This is a genomic window from Alteromonas sp. H02 (assembly GCF_059682525.1).
On record NZ_CM185021.1, the window covers coordinates 4,822,192 to 4,840,750 of the forward strand.

Genomic DNA, 18,559 nt, shown 5'->3' on the forward strand with positions numbered 1-18,559 from the left:
ACAGGGTTGTCGCGAACAGGCAAGGTGTGATTTAGCGGCTAAGCAGCAATAATATGGGATAGTGCCGCAAAGGAGGGCTGGGACTGAATATCCAGTGGGATCCGCAAGATGCGGGCAATGTCGCTCACGCTGATTACTCCACGAATTTCATGGGCCACCTTATCAATCACCAGGCAATGCATGGCACCATTCTCGCGCAGGGCATTCACGACGTCAGACACACTCGACAGCTTCAGCTCGCTGTAGTCGAATGCCTGCAACATGGATTTAGGTTGCATCATATCCACCACCAGCAGCTCCGACCGCGGTATTCCCAATTGAACTACCCGTTGTAGTATTTTCTGCTCTGTAATATCAGCAAACGTGACTATACCAACAAACTGTTCACGCTGGTCGAGCACCAGTTTCATTTTAACGTGAGACTGGCGCATCAGTTTTTCCAGCTCTACCGCTTTTACGTTGCCATCAATCACCAGCGGTTGGTGATCATGAAAATCGGTAAAAATACTCAGCGCAGAAGACGCTAACTCAACATGCTCAAAGATATCCGGATGAGCGAGCGTATCTATAGATTCGGTTTTGCACAGGGTTAAATTATGCATGGATTTATCCTCATTTAATTAATTTCTATGCGCCTGAATGCACCATTGCACGACGCAGATAAGAGTGAAATTAACTTACTGAGGGAGGCGCTCTGATGCCGTGGTGGGAGCGATAGGTGTGCTTGTTTCGACTCTGATAAGTGAATACAGATTGGCAAAGATGTACTTCAGAACTCGAAACAGATTGCGGCAGGTAGCCATCAAAATCGGTGTCGCTCTCATCACTGATTTCAATGCTATCGGCAGCATTAGCATCAACGACAACGTCCTGTAGATCAACACGCTGAACTCCGACGCTGTGATCATCATGCAGCACAGTGCTAACAGCGGGACAGCCCACCATTGCCACCATCACTACTAACAATCTTAACCAGTTCATCTGAGTACCACGAGTTAAAGGATATACACTAATAGACTTACAATGGTTCGTATTGGTTCCAAAGGAAAGTCAGTTACCGACCAACTGATGCTATTTTACGCCGAACTGCCAGGCTGGCGGTAAAATGCGGTAGCGCAGATCACGCCTTTGCTACCGCCCAGAGTGCTGAGGATGTGATGAAAAAGCACTCTGCGAAAAACTACTTAGCCTGGGCTTCGGTAGTCAGGCGCAGTGTAATTTCATCACCTACATAGGGCACGTACTGGTCGATGCCGAAATCAGAACGCTTAATAACCGTTTCGGCGTCAAAGCCAATGGCCTGCTTCTTCGACATCGGGTGCTCACCCATACCGTTCAGAGTCGCGTCCATAGTAACTGTTTTGGTAGTGCCTTTAATCGTCAGATCGCCAGTAACAGCAAACTTGTTATCGCCTTTTGGCACGACTTTAGTGCTTACAAAAGTGGCCTTAGGATACATCGCCGCATTAAACCAGTCTTCGCCAAGAAACTCTTCAGTCAGCTTGTCCACAAAGGTATCAACCGTTTCGATGCTAACAGAAATGGCGATATCACTTTGAGCCGGCTTTTCGGCGTCGTAGGTAATGGTGCCTTCAGCTCCGGCGAATACGGCGGTAGGCGTTGAAAAGCCAAAGTGACTCCATGAAGCCACTGCAAAGGTATGCGTAGGGTCTACCGAATAGCTGGTCGGTGCTGCAAAAGCTGATACGCTGAAAAGCGCGCTAAGAAGAATAGTAGATATTCGTTTATTCATCACAGATTCCTTTTGTTGTCTGAAAGAGTCATTGAATTTCGACTATTCTTACGTGATTAAAGGAATTTAGCTTTATCTATTAATTAACCGACATTCCGCATCAAATTCAGGAATAAATCTCTTGGTATAATGTGCCAAGTACATCAATGATCACCTGCTGGCGCTCCTGTTTGTCTGTGATTACGGGGGGAGAGTCACCAATGCTGACTTCGTGGATCCCACTAAAACACAGAAATACCCATCGTGCCGTTGGCTTCTGGGACGGTTTCTTTTTCATGTCAGGGAAGTATTGTTGTCTTTCTTTTAATGACGTTCGGATCCGGTGTTCAAGGGCGGCGTATATCATCAGACTGCACGTCATCACCATGAGCAGCGCTTCAATCCTTTCCGGTTTCTTTAGAAACAGTGAGGATGTCAGAAATTCCGGACTTTTGAGAAAACGAAATCCCCGCTCAACATGTTGCTGGGATTTGTAGGTATCTAACACTGTCTGCATACTGAGTTCCCCGCTACAATCATTGGTTGCGAGGATAAACATCCCGGTTTGCGCCTGAGCTATTCCAACTTTATCCAAACAGGTGGCTATCAGCCCATCGAGTTGGTATTCATAGTATGCTGGCTGTTGTCCTTTTTTGGGGCGACCTTTACCTGAGAACACGGGGTGGGCTATACAGTCAAACTCACTGATGCGGGTTGTTTTTAACGTCTTGCTAAAGACTTTCATTGCCGTCTCGGCATCGGTCTGGCAGGCAAAGCGTTGCTTACACAATTTAATAAATTGCTTGTGCTCTTTTTCACTGCTTTTAAGTAAATTGCGGGCCAGTGTCTGCTGCTCCCGTTTAGTCGCCTGCTCACTGCGCAGAATCAACCATTTCTGTTTCACTCCGGCATAGTCTGCATCCACCCAACAACCGTGGTAACCGTTACCCATGGCAGTGAGACTGGCTTCCGTCACGTTGCTTACGTGCTGCCTGGCGTCTTTGATGGTCATGGGGACTCGTGAGATAAACAATTGGTTCTGTGTTGCCAGGGCAGTGATAGATTCTTCGGTATAAAGCGCCGCATCGGCAACAAAATATCGGCATTGTTGTGCGGCCTTTAAACACTGAATATGGTGACGGGTGACTTCTGCAAAAGCTTTCTGGTCATTCGTATTGCCACTTAAAGCCTGCATATAGACAGGGATACCGGCTTGATTTTCACAAATCAGCTCCAGTATCACCTGGTTTAATTCTGGCCGGTGGTCCCGGCTGTAACCTTTAACCAGCTCAATGCGTTTAGTCTCGCTATCTTGTTCATCAACAGCGTATTCACCATCGACATGAAAACTGGTGATATCCAGGTGCACAGCGTTACTGGCTAACCCCAGCGTGTCGACCACTCGCTCAGCCATGACTTGATATAGCGACGACACGTCTGCTTCATAGAGGGCATCAAGACACCGACCAAGTACATCATCATTCAGGTGCTTGGCCTGTACACCCGGACCAATCAGGCGTTCAGTGGGTTTGTCAGCGAAAAAATCTGCAAACATGTGTAGGGTGCGACTGTGAAAACCCAAACCATTGAGAAGCATGGCGACAAAGGCTTCTCCATGAGTCACCTTATGCTCATTGTTTTTTGGGATAACCGCGTCAATCATCTTAGCGATACCAAGCTCCCGACACATACCGGATACTAAACCAAGATGGTCCATGCGTTTGATAGTTAACCCTGATAGGGAGGTAGTAGAAATAGCCATTTTGCTGCACCCAAAGATGAGTAATAGATCAAAATGGGGGATCGGTGTCAAGAAAAATAAATCAGTTAATTAGGTGCGGAATGACGGATTAAACGTTTCGTTCTGATTTATAGAATATGGCGGATAAAAATAATAAAAAACCGTCTCAACGTCCTCTGTCTGGCAAAAAGTCCCCCCCTCAGATAGTTATATTAAAGAATTTTCGTTCCCTCAGGTTTTAACCCGAAAAAAATATACGTGAGTATCTTTTTTAATACGTTTGATTAATCAATATACGAAATTAAATACTACTATTTATAAAACCCCGCAATGAACAGGTTTAATACAAACGCTGAGTACAACGACATTACTTTCGTTGCCTGCCAGGAACTTGCCAGCCAGGCGAAAAGTTCCTGCCAAAAGCGTAAGCTCACGGATTCAATTAGAGCCGTATTGATGACTGTGGATTGGATCAAGCAACACAATAGAGCAACAGCCATGTTAGTACGTAAATCAGTTTACACGCAGCAAATTGAAGCGCTTGAACGCCAGTTGGCGCTGAGTAAAAGTTCGGAAAAAGAATGTCTGGCCATTAAGCGCCAGACGAACTATCTAGCCATCTCTGCTGCCGGTATGATCCTCGAATCCAGTCCTCAATTTGAGGCGCTGAGCGGGTACAGTAAAGCGCAGTTGACGTGTGAGCACATTGATAATCTGCTGAGTGAGTCACTAACCCAAACCAGCTTTTTTCAGAGCTTGCTCCAGTCTGGCGCCGTAGATACCATGGAGCAGCTCGAGGTCAACCTTAAGCAATCAGGCGGGGCGCTGCGTCATATCAGCGCACAGTTTGTTCCTATCGCAGATGACAATCAGGGCATTACCAAGGTAATTGCCTTAATTCAGGACCGCAGTGACGATTTTAGGCAGCAACAAAAAAATAAAGTTCTGGCCGATACGCTGAATGCCTCCATGGCAGTCATAGCCTTTACCCCTGAAGGCGAGATTCTTGAGGCCAACGAAAATTTTTTGCAGGTAATGCAATATCAGGCCGGGGACATCATTGGCCAGCACCATCGTATGTTTTGCGAACCCGACTTTTATGCTGAAAACCCCAACTTCTGGCAACAACTGGCTGGTGGCGAACGCTTCACCGGGCGCTTTACCCGGGTGGATGCCAAAGGCAATAAAGTGGCACTGGAAGCCACTTATAATCCGGTTAAAGACAGCAACGGTAATATAGTGAAGGTTATCAAGTTCGCCACCGACATTACCGAACGTATCAACAAGACCCAGCAAGTCATCAATATGGCGGCCGCTACCTCGGAACAAACCTCTACCATAACCCGCAGTGCCGTAGAAGTACTTAGCGAAGCCATTAACTCAGCGGTAAAAATTGCTGATGAATTAAAGCAAATCGCGGAAGACGGCCGCCGCTTGTCAGAGCAATCCACAAAAGTGACCGACATGGTGGTTACCATTCAGGGCATTGCAGAGCAAACCAACCTGCTGGCGTTAAATGCCGCCATCGAAGCAGCCCGGGCAGGAGAGCACGGACGAGGATTTTCTGTGGTCGCAGACGAGGTGCGCAACCTTGCCGAAAGTACCGCCACCGTAACCAAATCGATTACTGACATCGTTAATAAAAACAGTGAGCTTACCGAAACTATGGATGGCAAGTTAGGCGTGTTATCTGAACAGGCGCTGGCGGGTACGGATAAATTTACGCTGACCTCCGAGGGGCTCGAGGATATCAGTAACGGCGTTAAACAACTGGTTGAACTGATGACGCAACTGGAAATCTAGGAACCAGCCAGGTGCCCGGGCTTTTCATTTGTGAATGATAGGGTAGAATATTCGGCGAATTTACTTCTCCTGGATCAGCAGACAGGACATAACTGAGCTGGCATTACCATTAACTTTATTATTGGAGCCATTGCTATGTCTGCAGCACAGCGTATCTGGATAAAATCGCCGTTATATGTTTTTGCCCCCGACCAGTCTCAACCGGTCACCGGTCTGATAGTTAATCAGGGTAAAATTGAAACGCTTCTGTTTAATCATGACGCCCCTGCATCGCCCTGCGATGAAGTTTTCGACGCATCTGGTCTGGTGATTTTGCCAGGGCTGATTAACACCCATCATCATTTTTATCAAACTCTCACCCGTGCCTGGGCACCAGTAGTGAATGAACCCTTGTTCCCATGGCTAAAAACCTTATATCCGGTATGGGCACGGCTCACGCCGGATGCCTTGCATCTGGCCACCCAGGTCGCTATGGCTGAACTACTGCTATCCGGCTGTACCACCGCCGCCGATCACCATTACTTGTTTCCGGTAGGACTGGATAACGCCATCGATGTGCAGGTGGATGTAGTCAGGCAACTGGGCATGCGCGCTATGCTTACCCGCGGCTCAATGAGCCTTGGTGAAAAAGATGGCGGCTTACCTCCTCAGCACACCGTACAAACCGGTGAAGCCATTATTCGCGACAGCGAGCGACTTATTAGCCAGTACCACGAGCGCGATACCGGCGCACAAATTCAAATTGCCCTGGCGCCCTGCTCACCATTCTCTGTAACCCGGGAAATTATGCAGGAAAGCGCTCAGCTGGCTAAGCGCGAAGATGTGCGCCTGCACACGCACCTGGCCGAAACCCTGGATGAAGAAGACTTCTGCCTGCAAACCTTCGGGATGCGTACCGTGGACTACCTGGAAAGTGTGGGCTGGCTGAGCGACCGCACCTGGCTGGCGCATGGTATTCACTTTAATGAAGAAGAAATTGCCCGGCTGGGCGCCGCCGGTACCGGTATTTGTCATTGTCCGGTGTCGAATATGCGTCTGGCTTCCGGGATCTGCCCTACGCTTGACCTTATTGAGGCCGGTGCACCGATTGGCTTAGGAGTAGATGGTTCAGCGTCTAATGATGCATCCAACATGATGTATGAAGCCCGTCAGGCGCTGTATCTGCAACGTTTAAAATACGGCGCAGAAAAAATCACGCCGGAAGTGGTGTTACGCTGGGCAACCGAAGGCTCGGCCAGCGTGCTGGGACGCACGGATATTGGCGCCATTGCCGAGGGCATGCAGGCTGATTTGGCCCTGTTCAGTCTGGATGACATCCGCTTCAGCGGCTCCCATGATCCACTCGCAGCTCTTATACTGTGCGGCGCAGAAAGAGCCGAGCACGTTATGGTAGGGGGCCATTGGCGGGTGAGTCATGGCCAGATAAACGGCCTTGACCTGCCTGCTCTGCTAGCTCGCCACCGGGCTGCCGCCAGCCAACTTATCGCCGGGTAATCAGCCTTACCAGACACTGTGGCGGCCTCCACCGCCACCTACTACTTAGGCATCAACCAGGCGGTACTTTGGTAGCAACAAGGCCGGTAATTTACACCTGAAAGCCTTTAAATGAGTGAAAATCGTTTGTTAAACAGTCTTTACTGAATTGGCAAATAAAGTACATTATTTGAGCAACTCAAGCCGCCATTTTTCACTTTTCAGCAAGCCAAATCTCCATGCTGTTTGTTACAAAAATCACAATTTTTTAACTGTGGTCAGAACGACCAGAGGCAGGATTTACCCGGTAACGGTATGCCGCTACCGGGTACTATTTGTTAGTGAAGTTTTAATTTAGGGGTAACCAGGTTACTGACTTTGCGCATCAGCAGCATTAAAAAGCCCTTAAACCAGCCATGCACCGCAAACAAATGCATATTATACAGCGACACATACACCATCTTAGCCAGTCGCCCTTCAATAAACATGGTGCTGTTGCTGAGTTTGCCCATCAGACTACCTACCGTGGAGTATTTACTGAGGTGCACCAGCGAGCCGTAATCGGTGTAGGTATAGGCCTGCATCGGTTTATGCATAAACAGGTTTTGCAGGTTTTTGGCCAGTAAACTGGCCATCTGGTGCGCCGACTGCGCCCGTGGTGGTACCCAGCTACCGTCTTTCTGGAGCACTCCGCAACAGTCGCCGATAGCAAAAATCTTATTATCCACAGTACTTTGCAGAGCAGGCGTTACCAGGATCTGATTAGCTTTGTTAAGCTCGAACAGATTTAAATCGGTCAGAAACTCGGGCGCCTTAACCCCGGCTGACCACACCATTAAGTCGGCTTCAATCAGCACGTCTTCGGCGGTGACAAACCCTTCTTTATCCACCCTTTGTACCCGCGTATTCTCGCGTACTTCAATGCCTAGCTTGGTAAGGGCACGACGCGCAGAGCCCGCAATTCGCTCGGGTAATGCAGGCAATATCCGTGGTCCAGCCTCGAGTATCGACACCTGCAGTTTGTCGGCCGACATTTCAGGCATACCGTAGGCTCTGGCCAGGTTACTCACGTGGTGTAACTGCGCTGCCAACTCGGTGCCGGTTGCCCCGGCTCCCACAATCGCGACGTGGATTTTTTTCTTGGTAACGCCTTCCTGATTGATCTTCAGTAGCTGATTTAACAGCGCGCGATGAAAGCGTTCGGCCTGGATAAGTGAGTCCAGGCAATAACAGTGCTCACTCACGCCAAGGGTACCGAAATCATTGGTTACACTGCCGATAGCCATAACCAGATAATCATACTCCACAGTACGCTCCGGGAGGATTTCCAGGCCGTCTTCATCGTATAACGGGTCGAGGTAGATACTTTGGTTGTCACGGTCAATATAGCTCATATTGCCGAGCTGAAACTGGTAATGGTGCTGGGCGGCGTGCATACGGTAATCAACACCGTCTGAGGCTTTATTAATGACCCCGGCAGCCACTTCATGAAGAAGGGGTTTCCAGACATGCGTGCGGCTACGGTCAACCAGTATTATCTCGGCCAGCTTGCGCTTACCCAGTGTTTTACTCAGCCGGGTAACCAGCTCAAGACCACCGGCACCACCGCCTACAACTACGATTTTTTTCATAACAGACCTACTTATTAAATGTGAATTGGTCTGCACAATGCACTGATGTGCACAGATCAATCGACACTCAGGGTCTCATCAACCACTAGCAGCTTACGCCTTTTACCGGTGAGGTAAAGTCAGACTCTGCCAGTGTAGAAATATTTTATGTTAACAAAAACAGCAAAAAACACTCTCTAAACTGCCACTTTGCGCTGGCTTTTAGTAGCACGTCAAAGCAGTGCCAAAACCGCCCTTCCAAACCAGCACTTTGGTAGTAGATCTTTAGGCGAATTTCCGCAGAGGACTAAAGTTGAATTCAAAAGGCTCCATTGAGGAGTACTCAAAATCCGGCTGCTCAACAATACTCAATGCACAAAGAGCAACGGCAAAGAATCGTTGCCAATTAACGTGAGTGACAGTGGGACGCAATTAAAGTGTTACTCCACGCAATAAACACAAATATGAGGGTTACACATGAAAAATAATAAATTTGCGTGCAAACCGCTAGCAGTTGCCTTACTTGCACTCTCTTCAGCTTCAGCTAATGCCGCAATCACCATTTACGACGATGCCGAAGTGGCTACCGTATCGGTTGATGCGTCATTTAACACATTCTACACCACAACGTCTGTTGATAACGGCCCAAACGGTGACCGTGACCAGTCCCGCGTTAAAATGGGTTTCCTGCCTAATTGGCTGGGTATGAACTTCAGTAAGCAGATTGGTGACATGAAAGTGGGCGGTCGCTCATCTTTCTGGGTAACCATCAACGATTCTAACAGTGGTGTTACCTCAACCGGTATCGATGTTCGTCAGTTTTACGCGACGCTGGATGCCGACTGGGGTCAATTACTGATTGGTAAAGATTTCACACTGTTTAACCGCAGCAACGTTTTCTTAGACGAAGTCCTGCTTGGTTACGGCAATGTCAATGATACGCTGGGACTGGTTGATGGCCAGGGCGTATCATTCGGTAACCTCGGCAGCGGGTACACTTATCCGTTCCCAGCGTCGCAAATACGTTATACCTCGCCGTCTTTCGGTGGTGGCTTCAAAGTAGCCGTCGCGGCTGTCGATCCTTCGCCAGTCAATGGCGATGCTGACCGCGAAGAATCTGCACCTCGTTTTGAGGGTGAAGTGACCTACAGCGGCACTTTCGACGACGCATCAGTCACTGCATGGGTGGGTTTCCTGTCGCAAACCTCTGAATCTGATATGGGTGACGTTGACTCAAACGGCGCTTCATACGGTGTAAAAGTAGGCTTTGGTGGTTTATCACTGCACGCATCAGGCTACAGCGGTGAAGGTATCGGCATTCTGTTAGGCCCCACAGAAGCAGCACTGGGTTTAGCACCGGTCACCATGTATGACCCAACCACTTATAACGAACTGGACAGCGAGGGCTATATCCTGCAGGCATCTTACAAGCTGGATGCTAACCGTTTTGTTCTGTCTTACGGCGAAAACGAAATTGAAGACAGTGACTACATCGGTCATGAAGGTATGCAGGCTGCCTGATTCTACGGCTACAACAGCAACGTGACCTTTGCAGTGGAATATTCTACCAGTGAGTTCTCGGGCATTCTGGGTCAGGAAGAAGCCCAAACCGTTGCTGTCGGTGCCATCGTAAACTTTTAGTAACTGACTGTTTCCTTGCCAGAAAACAGTCTTGTCTTACGGCAGTCGGTGCCGGTCAGGGAGCTTAATCATGGCTCCCGCAAAACCGACAATCTGGCAACGCTTTTATAATTGATTACCGGAGTAAGCAACATGATCTATGCAGCACCTGGAACAGAAAATTCTGTCGTCTCATTTAAATCAAGATACGAAAACTTTATTGGCGGCGAGTGGGTTGCTCCCGTTAAAGGTCAGTATTTTGATAACGTATCACCTGTTAACAACGAAAAGTTTTGTGAGATCCCACGCTCAACGGCCGAAGATATCGAATTAGCGCTGGACGCCGCACACAAAGCCAAAGCAGCCTGGGGCAAAACCTCAGTCACTGAGCGCTCTAATCTGATTTTAAAGATTGCTGATCGCATTGAAGCCAACCTTGAAGCCCTGGCCGTAGCAGAAACCTGGGACAACGGTAAAGCGGTACGTGAAACGTTGAACGCTGACGTACCATTAGCCGCCGACCATTTCCGCTACTTTGCCGGCTGTATTCGTGCACAGGAAGGTGGTATCAGTGAAATCGACCAAAACACCATTGCTTATCACTTCCATGAACCACTGGGCGTTGTCGGTCAGATTATCCCTTGGAACTTCCCACTGCTGATGGCAGCGTGGAAGCTGGCACCTGCACTGGCTGCCGGTAACTGTATCGTTCTGAAGCCTGCTGAGCAGACGCCTGCGTCTATTCTGGTACTGATGGAAATCATTGGTGATCTGCTGCCACCGGGCGTACTGAACGTCGTAAACGGCTTCGGCAGAGAAGCAGGTGAAGCACTGGCGACTAACAAGCGTATCGCGAAGATTGCCTTTACCGGTTCAACGCCTGTTGGTGCCCACATTCTGAAATGCGCTGCAGACAACATCATCCCATCTACTGTAGAACTGGGTGGTAAGTCGCCAAATATCTACTTCAGCGATGTAATGAAGCACGAAGACGAGTTCCTGAGCAAGTGTGTTGAGGGTACTGTACTGGCGTTCTTCAACCAGGGTGAAGTATGTACCTGTCCTTCTCGTGCTCTGATTCAGGAAGATATGTACGATGACTTTATCTCGCTGGTTATCGCTCGTACACAACAAATCAAACGTGGTAACCCACTGGATACCGATACTCAGGTGGGTGCACAGGCATCTGCTCAGCAGTATGAAAAAATCCTGGGCTATCTTGAGTTAGGTAAGAAAGAAGGCGCCGAAGTGCTTATCGGTGGCGGTCCTGCCAATGTAGAAGGCTTCAGCAACGGTTTCTATGTACAACCTACCCTGCTGAAAGGCTCTAACGACATGCGCGTGTTCCAGGAAGAAATCTTCGGACCGGTTGTTGGCGTAACCACCTTTAAAGACGAAGCAGAAGCACTGGCTATTGCTAACAATACTGAGTTTGGTTTGGGTGCGGGTGTATGGACTCGTGATACTAACCTTGCATACCGTATGGGCCGTGGCATCGAAGCCGGTCGTGTATGGATGAACTGCTACCATGCGTACCCTGCTCACGCAGCGTTTGGTGGTTATAAGAAATCAGGTGTGGGCCGTGAAAACCACAAAATGATGCTCGACCACTATCAGCAAACCAAAAACCTGCTGACCAGCTACGACATCAACCCACTGGGCTTTTTCTAAAAGCGTTGCCATAACTGGCGTAAGCGAGGTTCCCGCATCTGCGGGGACCTTTTTCCTTTCTGTACCCTATAGTCAATAAAAAGAAGGATTTGTCTGCCATGCCAAAATTTATTATCGAACGCGAAATCCCCGGTGCTGGTGAACTTAGCGCTGAACAACTACAAAATACGTCACAGCAATCCTGCTGTGTGTTACGTGATGCCGGCCCGCATATTCAATGGGTGGAAAGCTACGTCACCGACAACAAAATTTACTGTGTTTACATTTCACCTGATAAACAGGCCATCCTCGACCATGCTGAACAAATGGGCATTCCGGCCAACCAAATTAATCAGGTCAAAACGATGATCGACCCAACAACCGCTGAATAGCTCCCAAAAAGACATGATGATTAGAGTTGTACTGTGTAGTGTCATCCTGTGGTGCAGCGCGCTGACGTCGGGCGCAAGAGCTGCTGATCTTCCGGAAATCCGGGTTGGTGTACTGAAGTATGGCACCCTCAACTGGGAGCTGGACCTGGCAGAAGCCAAACAACTTCCTGAACAATACGGTTTTAAATTAACCCGGGTGGCATTAGGCTCGCCCCAGGCCCTTTCGGTTGCTTTGCAAGGCGGCGCCGTAGACATGATTGTGGGCGACTGGTTATGGGCAGCACGGCAGTTCGATGAAGGGCGACTGTATCATTTTTATCCCTATTCCACGGCTGCCGGCGAACTGGTTGTTGATGCCAAAGCCAATGCTTCAGACATGGGTGATCTACAAGGTAAAACCATCGGCTTTGCGGGCGGTAAAGGCAACAAAAACTGGATCCTTTACAGTGCCTATGCAAGGCAACATTTCGGCCTTGAATTAGCCAGTCAGACAACCGTTAAATTCGCCGCGCCCCCTATGCTTAATCAGCTTATGCTGCGCGATCAGCTCGACGCCGTCGTCAATTTCTGGCATTACGCCGCGGAGCTGAAAACTCACGATAAACGCTCGCTACTAACAATGGATGAAGTGCTTGGCAGTTGGCAAATCAGTGCCGACGTACCGGTGATTGGCTGGTTATTTAAACAAAGCTGGGCAGCCGAAAATCCGGCGTTGGTAGACCAGTTTTTTGCTATGTCTTTTGCTACACGGGCCAAAATGAACGAAGACGATAACCTGTGGCAATGTATTCCCTCTTTCACACAAAAGTATTCAGACGATGCCCGGCCTGTGCTCATTGCGCATTACCGTGCTGGGATCCCGACCCGCTTTGATGCCAGCATTAAAGCCGATTTACAAAAGCTGTTTAAGGTACTTAAAGCCAATGAGGGAACGACCGGTGTAACCGGTGCACTGCAATCTCTGCCCGACAGTTTGTTCTGGCAAAGTCCGGCGCTGGCAGGACAGTAAGCACTGATGCACAGTCATCCGGCACTAACCCGCATGCTGTCGATGGTGGTTTTTATTCTGCTATGGCAGGCCGCTGTGATGCTATTTACTCCCGACTTGTTACCAGCTCCCTATGCAGTGCTGACTAACCTGATGGGTCATGTCGACAGCGGCGAGTTACCGCACCACCTGACCATTACCCTGCGCCGTATTGCCATTAGTTTTCTGTGCGCTATGTTACTGGGCAGCTTACTGGGGCTGGTTATTGGCCACTTTAAGCGGCTTGATTTATGGCTCGACAGCGTCGTGACCCTGGCGCTGAACGTGCCGGCGCTGGTAACGATTATTCTGTGTTTTATCTGGTTTGGATTAAATGAAACAGCCGCGCTAATTGCTGTTATCGTAAATAAAACGCCCAATATCGCGGTCACTATGCGCGAAGGCGCCAGAGCCGTGGATAAGCGCTTGCTGGATGTGGCCAAAGCCTATCAGGTACCGGCGGGGCGCACTTTTATAAAGGTTTATTTGCCGCAACTGTACCCGTATTTTCTGGCCGCAGCCCGCGGCGGTCTGGCCCTGGTATGGAAAATTGTGCTGGTAGTTGAATTGCTCGGCTGCAGCGATGGCGTGGGCTTTCAACTGTCATTGTTCTTCCAGTATTTTGATATTACCAGTGTGCTGGCTTATACACTGGCGTTTGCCTGTATTATCTTTGCCCTGGAAGCAGGCGTATTGCGCCCCTGGGAACGGCGGGTACTCAAATGGCGATGACCTATCAGATCGATATCGCCAACAAATCATTTAAGGATGAGGGCGGCAACCAACGCACGATTATTTCAGAGCTCAGTATCACCCTGACCGCTGGCGAGTTTGTTACTTTGCTGGGACCATCTGGCGCCGGTAAAAGTACCTTGCTGAATATCGTTGCAGGTCTCGATACCGATTATCAGGGTAAGGTTAAGCTGACTTTGCCCTATGCCCAGCCAGCACGTGTGGCTTTGATGTTTCAGGAACCACGGCTAATGCCCTGGCTGACCATTTGCGATAACGTAATGCTGGTTTGCGAAGGCGCTTCATCACAACGCCGCAGTAATGCACTTTACTGGCTGCAACAGGTTGGACTGAGCGGTGCTGAGCATCAGTACCCGGCACAACTTTCCGGCGGCATGTTAAAACGTGCGGCACTGGCCCGGGCTTTTGCCTGTGAGCCGGATATTTTACTGATGGATGAGCCTTTTTCGTCGCTGGATGTTCCGGCCGCCGACTCACTCAGACACCTGCTCACCCAGCTATGGCAAGCACGTCAGACAACCGTAGTGTATGTCACCCATGATATTACTGAGGCAATCACCTTATCGGACCGCATTTTATTGCTTAGCAGCCAGCCGATGCAGATTCTGGAAGACGTCAGGCTGACCGCTCAGCGCCCGCGAAACCCTCGCGATGATGGGCTTTTTACCCTCTCCCAACGTTTTAGACAGTCGTTAGCTGATCCGGCCTGATCGTTAGTTGTATGACCAACGGCCCAATTTATGCTACTAATGGCCGAGTTTTGTGCGTAAATCACTCCTGCGAATCTTGTTAAACAATTGTGAATTATATAAACTCAGCAGCGGTGAATTGGTATCTCAGCCCTTTGGCACAGCGTAATGCAACCAGTCACCCGAGTTTAGGGAGTATCCATGCTGTCGCAACCAATTAGTCAAACCGTTGAAGTCTTCGACTCACCCTCTGTAGCCAGAGCCGGCTCGGAAAGTCTGGATCCTGTGATTGCAGCACGGGACATCTACCATGCCCTGGCTCCCTGCGAAGCAGCATGCGTAGTATTTTACTGTTGTACCCGTTATCCGCTGGAACAGCTATCAAAAGAATTAAACCGCTATTTTGGTGACACCCCTGTGATTGGCTGTACCTCCGCCGGTGAAATCACCCCCGACGGCTGCCGCATGCATTCCATCAGCGCCTTTGCCCTCAGTAAGCATCACTTCGCCGTAGAAACCGTGCTCATCGAAAATCTGGCTGCTTTTGCAGAGCGCGATGCCGACGTACTGGTTAACTCCATGCTCGACAAACTGCGCAGCAAATCAGTATCACCCGGACCAGTAGAACAACATTCCTTCGGCATGACCCTACTGGATGGCTTATCCATTCGCGAAGAACTGGTTATCGATGCACTCAATATGAGTATGCAGGATATTCCGCTGGTTGGCGGCTCTGCCGGGGACGATCAACATTTTGTCGATACCCAGGTTTACTGCAACGGCCGCTTTTACAGCAGCGCAGCAGTCTTTATGCTGATCAATACCAACTGTTATTTTGATGTATTCAGCCACCACCATTTAGCACCCGAAAACGATAAACTGGTGGTTACCCAAACCGCACCAGGGCAACGGGTTGTCGAAGAATTTAATGCCGAACCAGCTGCGCTGGAGTACTGCCGGATAAACGGTTTAAAGCTCGAGGACCTGACTTCAGAGGTTTTCGCCATGCACCCACTGGCAGTGCAAATTGGCGACCAACTGTATATCCGCAGTATCCAACAGGTGAACGATGATTTAAGCCTGACTTTTTTCTGCGCCATTGACGCCGGGATTGTGCTGACCAACATGAAATCCAGCGGACTGCACGCTCACTCCACCATGATCCTCAATGATATTCGCCGTAATGTGGGCGACATTGAATTACTCATTGGTTTTGACTGTATTCACCGCCGCGCTGAAATCGATAAGTACCAGTTAGAAGATGCCATGTCAGAGCTTTACCGTGCCAATCATATGATCGGATTTAATACCTACGGTGAGCAAATAAATGGGTTACACTTGAACCATACTTTTACCGGCGTAGCCATTGGAGCGCCCATTGAAAACCACCTCAAGTCCACTGACGCCTGAAGTAGCCGTTGAGCCGCCGGAAATGGCCGGCGATGATGAACTCGAACGACTGCGCTACGAAAACGAAAAGCTGCAGAAAATAAACCGTGTGCTGATGCGCCGGGTAGAAATGGGCTGGGGTAATCACAGTGATGCCTATCAGTCGTTCGAAGATGCGGCGATGCTCGCCGACAAAGTAAAAGAGCGCACCTACCGCCTGCAGCAGACCCTGCATCGTCTCGAGGAGTCCAACCAACAGCTCGAACTGGCCCGCCGGGAAACAGAAAAAAGCCAAATCCAGGCCGAACAGGATCGGCAGCGTCTGCGTGACGCCATTGAGAGTATTTCCGACGCCTTCGCCCTGTTCGATGCAGACCGCAAAATGGTAATGGTAAACAGCCGCTGCGCCGAGTTCTGGCAACAGCACAATATTACCTACGAGTTGGGCAAAACCTCTTTTCAGGAAATTACCGCGGCCTCGCTGGTACTGGTTGATCATAAAGCAAAAGCGCAGAAAAAAGTGGGCGTCTATCCCGACCCGATTGCCCAGACTATCTTTAAATTGCGCGATGGTACCTGGATCCAGATGCAGGAACGCAAAACTAACGATAACTGTCTGGTGGTGGTGTATACCGATATTACTAATATTAAATTAGCCGAGGAGGTCCGCTACGAGACCGCCATGGCTGAGCAGGCAGAGCTACTCAAAGCCACCCTGGAAAACATGACCCAGGGCGTTGTGCTGATTAACGCTGAACGACAAATCGAAACCTGGAACCAACGCTTTTTCGAGCTGTTAGGCCTGGCGGATGACGGCGTGAAGCGTGGTGATGTGTTTGCCGAACTTATGCAACAAAACGTGTTTGCCAAAGCTCTGCTTAGCGCCATTTCGTTTGATGTAGCGCCCGATAAAGACTTCCTTGAAGTCGAGATGATGCTCGATGACAATCTGGTATTACTGGTTCGGCGTAACCTTATCCCAGGCGGCGGTATACTGATAACCTTTGCCGATATTACCGAACGCAGTCGCAACCAGATTGCCCTGCGCGAGAGTGAACAGCGTATCCGCCTGATCACCGATGCTATGCCGGCACTGATTTCCTACGTTAATAAAGATCTGTGCTATGAATTCGTCAACCGCGAGTTTGAAAAGTGGTTTAACCGCTCACGCGACGAAATTATTAATCATCACCTCAGTGATGTGCTTGGCCATAAAGAGTATCAGACACTCACCATCCATATTGCGCGCGCCATGCTTGGTCAGGCCGTAAACTTTGAGCTCGAACACAGCCGCGATCCGGATAACGTGCGGATTTCGAATAAAACCTATATTCCCCACTTTGACGAGCAGCGCAACGTCATTGGTTTCTTTGCCCTGGAGCAGGATGTTACCGAGCAGCGCCGCACCGCCCGTGCCCTTAAGCATGCCTATGATTATATGGAGCAGCGGGTTAATCAGCGCACTAAAAAGATTTCTGAAATTAACCTGCAGTTACGCAACGAAATTGAAGAACGGCAACTGGCCGAAATTAAGCTGCTGGAGGCAAAACGGGAAGCCGACCAGGCCAATGAATCGAAATCAAAATTCCTCGCCGCCACCAGCCACGATTTACTGCAACCCATGAACTCGGCTCGTTTATTTGCCGATGCCTTAAACGATCTGACATTGAGCGATGAGGCCCAGAAACTTATTCGTTCGTTAAGCTACTCACTGGAAAACCTCGAGTCGCTTATCAGTGCTTTAGTGGATATTTCCAAGCTTGAGGCCGGCTTGATTGAACCGGTACTGGATGATTTTGAAATTAATGACTTAATTACCAATATGGCAAATGAGTTTACGCCTCAGGCAGAGGGCAAAGGCCTCGAACTGAGAGTAAAGACCACACAAACCCTTGTTCATTCAGATACTTACCTTCTGGCGCGGATCCTTCGCAACCTGCTCAGCAACGCGATCCGCTACACCAACGAAGGCAGTATTCTAATAGGGGTAAGACGGCGCAAGGCAGGCTTACAAATTCAGATTTTTGATACTGGTATTGGTATCCCGCAAGACAAACTGAGTGAAATCTTCCGTGAGTTTAATCGACTTGATGCCAAGAAGCGCCGTCATGACAAGGGACTCGGCTTAGGCCTGGCCATTGTTGAACGGCTCGCCAGTGTGATGAACCATACCATTAACGTGCGTTCGGTAGAGGGCAAAGGATCCTGCTTCAGCATAACTCTGCCTTATGCCGATGTGTCTGTGGAGCGGGTAAAACCGGCTCCACCACCGTTAATTGATCGCTTTAACGATAAACTAGAAGGGGCACGTATTTTACTTATCGATAACGATGATGAAATATGTAAAGGCATGGAAACGGTGCTGGGCAGCTGGAATTGCAACATCACGTCGATACAAACTCTGGAAGAATTGCAGGAGCCGGAGTTTTTAAACGAGCTGGACCCACAACTGATCATCGCAGATTATCACCTTGACGATGGCGATACCGGCTTTGACGCACTGGAAATTACTCACCAGCATTTAGACCCGCACCCACCGGTTATTATGATCACGGCAAACTACACCAATGAACTGCGCCAGATGGTCAGGGAAAAGGGCTATTCGCTGTTAAACAAGCCCGTGAAACCTCATAAGATGAAGCTGGCATTATCTAACCTGTTGTCCAATGCAAAAGCCTGA

The 18,559-nt window shown here is 49.3% G+C and carries 15 protein-coding genes; 10 read left to right on the forward strand and 5 right to left on the reverse strand.

Annotated features, from left to right (window positions below):
* Nucleotides 1–38 precede the first annotated feature (38 nt).
* The 4 genes from AC566Q_RS22300 to AC566Q_RS22315 all read right to left on the reverse strand — a co-directional run bounded on the left by AC566Q_RS22300 (nucleotide 39) and on the right by AC566Q_RS22315 (nucleotide 3,494).
* Nucleotides 39–602 (reverse strand): CBS domain-containing protein, encoded by a 564-nt coding sequence (locus tag AC566Q_RS22300; protein WP_499611112.1) that lies wholly within the window; start codon nucleotides 600–602, stop codon nucleotides 39–41.
* A gap of 70 nt (nucleotides 603–672) precedes the next feature.
* Nucleotides 673–981 carry a hypothetical protein gene (locus tag AC566Q_RS22305; protein ID WP_499611116.1) on the reverse strand — a complete coding sequence of 103 codons (309 nt, stop codon included), beginning with the start codon at nucleotides 979–981 and terminating at the stop codon, nucleotides 673–675.
* Between the two features lie 199 nt (nucleotides 982–1,180).
* Nucleotides 1,181–1,753, reverse strand: a complete 573-nt coding sequence (locus AC566Q_RS22310) for a YceI family protein (protein ID WP_105936968.1) — start codon at nucleotides 1,751–1,753, stop codon at nucleotides 1,181–1,183.
* A 106-nt stretch (nucleotides 1,754–1,859) separates the two neighbouring features.
* Nucleotides 1,860–3,494, reverse strand: coding sequence for an IS1634 family transposase (locus AC566Q_RS22315; protein ID WP_202942833.1), 1,635 nt, complete (start codon nucleotides 3,492–3,494; stop codon nucleotides 1,860–1,862).
* Between the two features lie 477 nt (nucleotides 3,495–3,971).
* Between AC566Q_RS22315 and AC566Q_RS22320 the strand changes: the two genes are divergently transcribed.
* Nucleotides 3,972–5,276, forward strand: a complete 1,305-nt coding sequence (locus AC566Q_RS22320; protein WP_499611130.1) for a methyl-accepting chemotaxis protein — start codon at nucleotides 3,972–3,974, stop codon at nucleotides 5,274–5,276.
* A gap of 135 nt (nucleotides 5,277–5,411) precedes the next feature.
* Nucleotides 5,412–6,770 carry an 8-oxoguanine deaminase gene (locus AC566Q_RS22325; RefSeq protein ID WP_499611137.1) on the forward strand — a complete coding sequence of 453 codons (1,359 nt, stop codon included), beginning with the start codon at nucleotides 5,412–5,414 and terminating at the stop codon, nucleotides 6,768–6,770.
* A gap of 317 nt (nucleotides 6,771–7,087) precedes the next feature.
* On the opposite strand, the gene AC566Q_RS22330 is transcribed toward AC566Q_RS22325, so the two are convergent.
* Entirely contained in the window at nucleotides 7,088–8,380 is a 1,293-nt protein-coding gene (locus AC566Q_RS22330) for an NAD(P)/FAD-dependent oxidoreductase (RefSeq protein ID WP_123323424.1), read from the reverse strand.
* Between the two features lie 456 nt (nucleotides 8,381–8,836).
* On the opposite strand from AC566Q_RS22330, the gene AC566Q_RS22335 reads away from it, so the two are divergent.
* The 8 genes from AC566Q_RS22335 (at nucleotide 8,837) to AC566Q_RS22370 (ending at nucleotide 18,559) form a co-directional block, all read left to right on the forward strand.
* Nucleotides 8,837–9,880: a porin gene (locus tag AC566Q_RS22335; protein WP_499611144.1), complete on the forward strand. Its 1,044-nt coding sequence runs from the start codon at nucleotides 8,837–8,839 to the stop codon at nucleotides 9,878–9,880.
* A gap of 252 nt (nucleotides 9,881–10,132) precedes the next feature.
* Nucleotides 10,133–11,650, forward strand: a complete 1,518-nt coding sequence (gene exaC, locus AC566Q_RS22340; RefSeq protein ID WP_499611149.1) for an acetaldehyde dehydrogenase ExaC — start codon at nucleotides 10,133–10,135, stop codon at nucleotides 11,648–11,650.
* 98 nt (nucleotides 11,651–11,748) lie between these two features.
* A complete protein-coding gene (locus AC566Q_RS22345) occupies nucleotides 11,749–12,021 on the forward strand; it encodes a DUF4242 domain-containing protein (RefSeq protein ID WP_105936961.1) in 273 nt (90 codons plus the stop codon).
* 13 nt (nucleotides 12,022–12,034) lie between these two features.
* Entirely contained in the window at nucleotides 12,035–13,030 is a 996-nt protein-coding gene (locus tag AC566Q_RS22350) for an ABC transporter substrate-binding protein (protein ID WP_499611157.1), read from the forward strand.
* A gap of 6 nt (nucleotides 13,031–13,036) precedes the next feature.
* Nucleotides 13,037–13,780, forward strand: a complete 744-nt coding sequence (locus AC566Q_RS22355) for an ABC transporter permease (protein ID WP_123323419.1) — start codon at nucleotides 13,037–13,039, stop codon at nucleotides 13,778–13,780.
* Nucleotides 13,771–14,511: an ABC transporter ATP-binding protein gene (locus AC566Q_RS22360; protein WP_499611161.1), complete on the forward strand. Its 741-nt coding sequence runs from the start codon at nucleotides 13,771–13,773 to the stop codon at nucleotides 14,509–14,511. The genes AC566Q_RS22355 and AC566Q_RS22360 overlap by 10 nt, the downstream gene beginning before the upstream one ends.
* 180 nt (nucleotides 14,512–14,691) lie before the next feature.
* Nucleotides 14,692–15,900: a nitric oxide-sensing protein NosP gene (gene nosP / locus AC566Q_RS22365; protein ID WP_499611163.1), complete on the forward strand. Its 1,209-nt coding sequence runs from the start codon at nucleotides 14,692–14,694 to the stop codon at nucleotides 15,898–15,900.
* On the forward strand, nucleotides 15,869–18,559 hold the full coding sequence (locus tag AC566Q_RS22370) for a NahK/ErcS family hybrid sensor histidine kinase/response regulator (protein ID WP_499611166.1): 2,691 nt from the start codon (nucleotides 15,869–15,871) through the stop codon (nucleotides 18,557–18,559). Before nosP ends, AC566Q_RS22370 begins: the two co-directional genes overlap by 32 nt.